This is a genomic window from Klebsiella sp. K5-45 (assembly GCF_030128605.1).
Lineage (GTDB): Bacteria > Pseudomonadota > Gammaproteobacteria > Enterobacterales > Enterobacteriaceae > Klebsiella > Klebsiella quasipneumoniae.
In genome coordinates, this window is sequence record NZ_JAKUZW010000038.1 from 1 (window position 1) to 5,234 (window position 5,234).

Below are 5,234 nucleotides of genomic sequence, written 5' to 3' on the forward strand. Positions count from 1 at the left end.
GCGGAATGACACCGGTAAACCGAAAGGCAGGAACAGGAGAGCGCACGAGGGAGCTACCAGGGGGAAACGCCTGGGATCTTTATAGTCCTGTCGGGTTTCGCCACCACTGATTTGAGCGTCAGATTTTGTGATGCTTGTCAGGGGGGCGGAGCCTATGGAAAAACGGCAACGCCGCATCCTTTTTCCTGACTTTCCTGACTTTCCTGACTTGAGCGCGATCTCGTTATCTCGTCCTTCGTGAGCTGGTAACGCCCGCCGCAGTCTCACGGCAGGAGCGCAGCGACCGAGTGAGCGAGGAGGCGTCATTTCATCGTTACCTGCATTTTGCACTTACGCCCCGCAGCCGTATTTTCCCCCTTGCCACATGAAGCACTTCCCCGAATCTCCATCTCGCCGTAACATACTAAGCCAGTATACACTCCGCTAGCGCTACGTGACTGGTTCAGGGCTGCGCCCCGAAACCCCACTGACGCGCCTGCGGCTTGTCCAACCCCGCGCCGACCGGGAAAGGCTTTCCCGTCCGTCACGGCGTTATCAGGAGGCGATTCTGGCAGATAAACGCAACAAGATGCTCACGATGTGGGTGACGGAAGACGAACACCGGCGGTTGCTTGAGCGGTGCGACGGAAAACAACTGGCGGCGTGGATGCGCCAGACCTGCCTTGATGAGAAACCGACACGCGCCGGCAGGCTTCCCTCGATTTCGCCCGCGCTGCTGCGTCAGCTTGCCGGCATGGGCAATAACCTGAACCAGATCGCCCGGAAAGTGAACGCCGGTGGTGCCGGTCATGACCGGGTGCAGATCGTGGCAGCGCTGATGGCGATCGATGCCGGTCTGGAACGGTTGCGGCATGCCGTACTGGAAAAAGGGCCGGACGATGATTGTTAAATTCCATCCCCGGGGTCGCGGCGGGGGCGCCGGTCCTGTGGATTATCTTCTGGGTAAAGACCGGCAGCGTGAAGGTGCCAGCGTCCTGCAGGGGAAGCCGGAAGAAGTCCGGGAGCTGATTGATGCGTCGCCGTATGTGAAAAAATATACCTCCGGGGTGCTGTCATTCGCGGAGGCGGACCTGCCGCCGGGTCAGCGTGAAAAACTGATGGCCAGCTTTGAGCGGGTTCTGATGCCCGGACTCGATAAAGACCAGTACAGCATTCTGTGGGTGGAACACGCAGACAAGGGTCGTCTTGAGCTGAATTTTCTGATCCCCAATACCGAATTACTGACGGGGAAACGCCTCCAGCCGTATTACGATCGTGCCGACCGGCCGCGCATCGATGCGTGGCAGACAGTGGTCAACGGCAGGCTGGGGCTACATGATCCGAACGACCCGGAGAACCGGCGGGCGCTGGTCACGCCTTCAGGACTGCCAGAAACGAAGCAGGAAGCCGCAGAGACGATTACACGGGGTTTGCTGATGTTAGCCTCATCAGGAGAGCTGAAAACGCGTGATGACGTCACAGGGGCGCTCACAGCGGCCGGTTTTGAGGTGGTCAGAACCACAAAAAACAGTATCAGCATTGCCGACCCGGACGGGGGGCGAAATATCCGACTGAGGGGAGCCATTTATGAGCAGTCTTTTAACGGCCTCGAGGGACTTCGAGGAGAAATCGAAAGCACAGCAGCAGCTTACCGAAGAGAGGCTGAAAGCCGCATTCAGCAAGCACGAGAACGTTGTCAAATCGGAACTGAACGCAAGCGCGAAGAGAATCAACGACGCCATCAGCGCCCACGAACAGGGGATGAACGCGGCGATGCAGTCGAACCGGCTGAGCGTGCTGCGAATGGTCGGGCGGACGTGGCTGACCATCACCATGGTGTCAGGGCTGCTGTTCGCCAGCCTGAGCGGGGTGCTGTGGTACCAGGGGAACCGGATAGCGGCGAACCTGGCGGAAATCAGGCAGCAGAGAGATACGCTGTCGAAACTGCACATGCAGACGTGGGGCGTGACCTATCTGGAGAACCGCAACGGACGGTTTCTGGTGCTGCCGGAGGGGATGAAAGCCGAAACGGGCCGGACGGTGGACAACAAGACGCGGAACGCGGTGAAGCTGGTACGGGAGTAGAGCAGAATGACGGAACTGGAAAAACAATTGCTGAGCGCGTTAGAGCAGCTACAGCAGGACTACTCGAGAAGGCTGGACGAGTGGGAGAGCGCCTTCGAGGAATGGCGGAAGATGTCTGGTCTTATGCAACGGGAGAACGCGGCGCTGAGCGAGCGCGTGTCGGGCTTGAGCAGGCAGGTGCAGAGTTTGAGCGAGCAGCTGCGCCGGTTATCGACAGGCTGAATGAGATTGAGCAACAGCGATACGGGCAAACAACGGAAAAGGAACCAGAGAAGACAGCAGATCTGGTACCGGAACGGCAACGCACATTATCTCATGGTGACAGGGAGTATGGAGACTGATAAACGCCCGTCTCAGGTGGCCTGAGCGTGACGGGGATCATGGCCATTTTCTGCGATTTCAGCACACAGAGAGTCTTTTTTAACCGAAATCACCGGCTATGCAGTGATGTGAATAAGTGATGCATATGCGTAAAATAAATCAGGTGCGTTTCTGGTGGTTTTCGGTGTACTTGCCACCACCTTTTGCCCGTCAGCCATCAGAAACGCCCTGAGTGCCTCCGGCGCGGTGCGGGTAAGAGATGTTATGTTCAATCGAAATCAGAAAAACGATCGGTAAAGCGATCGTTTTTCTGATAGCATCATGTTGATTTTATATAACGTGGGTGTAAAGAATGACTAGACCGATTGCTGTTGATTTATTTGCTGGAGCGGGTGGGCTGAGTCTCGGTTTCGAGCAAGCTGGCTTTGATATAATGGCATCAGTTGAAATAGATCCAATACATTGCTCTGCTCACAAATATAACTTTCCTATGTGCAAAACGATATGTAGAAGTGTTGTTGATGTTACCGGAGAATACGTTAGGGAAGTTTCAGGTATTGGTGAGAAAGAGATTGATGTAGTGATCGGAGGCGCTCCCTGCCAAGGCTTTTCATTAATAGGAAAACGCGCGCTTGATGATGATAGAAACAAACTGGTCTATCACTATGTACGGCTGGTTCTTGAGCTAAAGCCTAAATACTTTGTTTTTGAAAATGTAAAAGGGTTGACGGTTGGTAAGCATAAGCAGTTTTTAGTAGAGATAATGGATGCATTTAAAGATGGCGGGTACGACGTTGTAAGCGATTATAAAGTGCTAAACGCAGCTGATTATGGAGTTCCTCAAGATCGCCGTCGTCTTTTCTTAATGGGGGGAAGGAAAGGAATTGCTCTGCCATCATACCCTGAGCCATTATCCATTAGAACAACGGTTGGGGACGCTATTGGGGATATTCCTGATGCGGAAAAATATCCTGAGCTATGGGGTAGAGATTGGGTTTATGCTAAATTTGGTGAGCAATCACTATACTCATCCTATTTGCATGGCGTAGGAAAAGATCCTAGTGATTTTAGCTACCCAAGGATTTTTAATAAAGACAAATTAACGTGTTCTTTACTGACAGATCACTCTGACATTTCTAGAGGGCGGTTTGTTGAAACTTTGCCTGACACGGTAGAACCAATCAGCAGGTTTAAAAAGCTCTCGATGAATGGGCTATGTAATACTTTAAGGGCAGGAACAGCAAGTGACAGAGGTGCTTTTACATCTCCTCGTCCTATACATCCGATCTATCCTAGGGTCATCACGGTCAGAGAGGCAGCAAGACTGCATTCATATCCTGATTGGTTCAGATTTCATGTGACTAAGTGGCATGGATTTAGACAGGTCGGTAATAGTGTTCCTCCTATGCTAGCTAGAAGTGTTGGCTTGCAGATTATGAAGGTTCTTGGTGTTACGCCAAAAAAACCAACGAAGAAAATCAAACTCGGTGATGAAAGTTTGGTTGCTATTTCTATGTCCGATGCTGCATCTATGTTTGGTGTGTCATCAAATGTAATTGCTAAGAGAATAAAAAATAGTAACAAGGAGGTTGTTTGTGAGTAAGGATAAAAAAGAAAGGTCCAAAAATAGATACCATCAGTTGGTAGAAAAGATATTTTTCGATAAATATGTTGATGGTGACTTAGAGGTTTTGTTTGAAAGGTTAGATATAAACAGTGCTGCAAAAGATTTAGGTATAGAACTCCCATCTAATGTTGGTGATGTTATATATTCAATCAGATTTAGAACGCCTATGCCAGAAAGTATTCTGTTGACTCAGCCAGAAGGTAAGGAGTGGATTATTGAGCTGGCTGGTAGGTCAAAGTATCGATTTAGATTAGTAACTATTAGTAGGATTTTGCCAAATCCTAATATGGTGGCAATAAAAATTCCAGACAATACCCCGGAGATAATTACAGGTTATTCTTTAGACGACGAGCAGGCATTGCTGGCGAAGGTGAGATATAACCGGCTAATAGATATATTTCTAGGTATAACCACATATTCTTTACAGAATCATTTAAGAACTACGGTGAAGGGAATTGGTCAAATAGAGATCGATGAACTTTATGTAGGTATAGATAAATACGGTTGCCATTATATAATACCAGTTCAAGCAAAAGGTGGGACAGATCAAATATCAATGGTGCAAACATCGCAAGATACAGCGTGGTGTGAACAAAAATACCCAAATGTTAGATGTAGAGCTATTTCCGCTCAGTTTGTTTCGAGCGATTTGATTGCACTGTTTGAGCTAAAGATAGACGAAGGACAAGTGAAATTGATTGAGGAAAGGCATTACAAACTGGTTCCGGTAAAAGAGTTAGATAGCTCTGACATCTCAAACTACCGCATGTCTGTATAATTTCTGAGAGGATCTTCTTGAGATCCTTTCGTTCTAGCCGTAATCTCCTAAGCCGTAAACAAAAAAACCACCGCTACCAACGGTGGTTCGTTTGCCGGAATTTAGAGCTACCAACTCTTTCTTCCGAAGGTAACTGGCTTTCACGGAGCGCAGATACCAAAACTGTCCTTTCAGTGTAGCCGTAGTCAGGCCACCACTTCAAGAACTCTGTAGATAACTCTACTCCGCTCCGTGAATCCGATTACCAGTGGCTGCTGCCAGTGGCGCTTTTGCATGTCTTTTCGGGTTGGACTCAAGACGATAGTTACCGGACAAGGCGCAGCAGTCGGACTGAACGGGGGGTTCGTGCATACAGTCCAGCTTGGAGCGAACTGCCTACCCGGAACTGAGTGTCAGGCGTGGAATGAGACAAACGCGGCCATAACAGCGGAATGACACCGGTAA

General features: G+C 49.8%; 6 protein-coding genes. 5 read left to right on the forward strand and 1 reads right to left on the reverse strand.

What is annotated here, in order from left to right:
• Positions 1-547 precede the first annotated feature (547 nt).
• The 5 genes from MKS11_RS27090 (at position 548) to MKS11_RS27115 (ending at position 4,790) form a co-directional block, all read left to right on the forward strand.
• Positions 548-889 (forward strand): MobC family plasmid mobilization relaxosome protein, encoded by a 342-nt coding sequence (locus MKS11_RS27090; RefSeq protein WP_071599364.1) that lies wholly within the window; start codon positions 548-550, stop codon positions 887-889.
• A gap of 677 nt (positions 890-1,566) precedes the next feature.
• Positions 1,567-2,064, forward strand: coding sequence for an MbeB family mobilization protein (locus tag MKS11_RS27100; protein ID WP_015328238.1), 498 nt, complete (start codon positions 1,567-1,569; stop codon positions 2,062-2,064).
• A gap of 6 nt (positions 2,065-2,070) precedes the next feature.
• Positions 2,071-2,286 (forward strand): MbeD family mobilization/exclusion protein, encoded by a 216-nt coding sequence (locus MKS11_RS27105; RefSeq protein ID WP_015328239.1) that lies wholly within the window; start codon positions 2,071-2,073, stop codon positions 2,284-2,286.
• Positions 2,287-2,737: 451 nt separating this feature from the next.
• Positions 2,738-3,988, forward strand: coding sequence for a DNA cytosine methyltransferase (locus MKS11_RS27110; protein WP_001584442.1), 1,251 nt, complete (start codon positions 2,738-2,740; stop codon positions 3,986-3,988).
• Positions 3,981-4,790 (forward strand): hypothetical protein, encoded by an 810-nt coding sequence (locus MKS11_RS27115; protein ID WP_032446875.1) that lies wholly within the window; start codon positions 3,981-3,983, stop codon positions 4,788-4,790. Before MKS11_RS27110 ends, MKS11_RS27115 begins: the two co-directional genes overlap by 8 nt.
• A gap of 219 nt (positions 4,791-5,009) precedes the next feature.
• On the opposite strand, the gene MKS11_RS27120 is transcribed toward MKS11_RS27115, so the two are convergent.
• Positions 5,010-5,141 (reverse strand): replication initiation protein, encoded by a 132-nt coding sequence (locus MKS11_RS27120; RefSeq protein WP_072007956.1) that lies wholly within the window; start codon positions 5,139-5,141, stop codon positions 5,010-5,012.
• Positions 5,142-5,234 lie beyond the last annotated feature (93 nt).

Coding starts and splice junctions, on each gene's coding strand:
- MKS11_RS27100 (WP_015328238.1), top strand. CDS start 1,567: ATGAGCAGTCTTTTAACGGCCTCGAGGGACTTCGAGGAGAAATCGAAA.
- MKS11_RS27105 (WP_015328239.1), top strand. CDS start 2,071: ATGACGGAACTGGAAAAACAATTGCTGAGCGCGTTAGAGCAGCTACAG.
- MKS11_RS27110 (WP_001584442.1), top strand. CDS start 2,738: ATGACTAGACCGATTGCTGTTGATTTATTTGCTGGAGCGGGTGGGCTG.
- MKS11_RS27120 (WP_072007956.1), bottom strand. CDS start 5,141: ATGCACGAACCCCCCGTTCAGTCCGACTGCTGCGCCTTGTCCGGTAAC.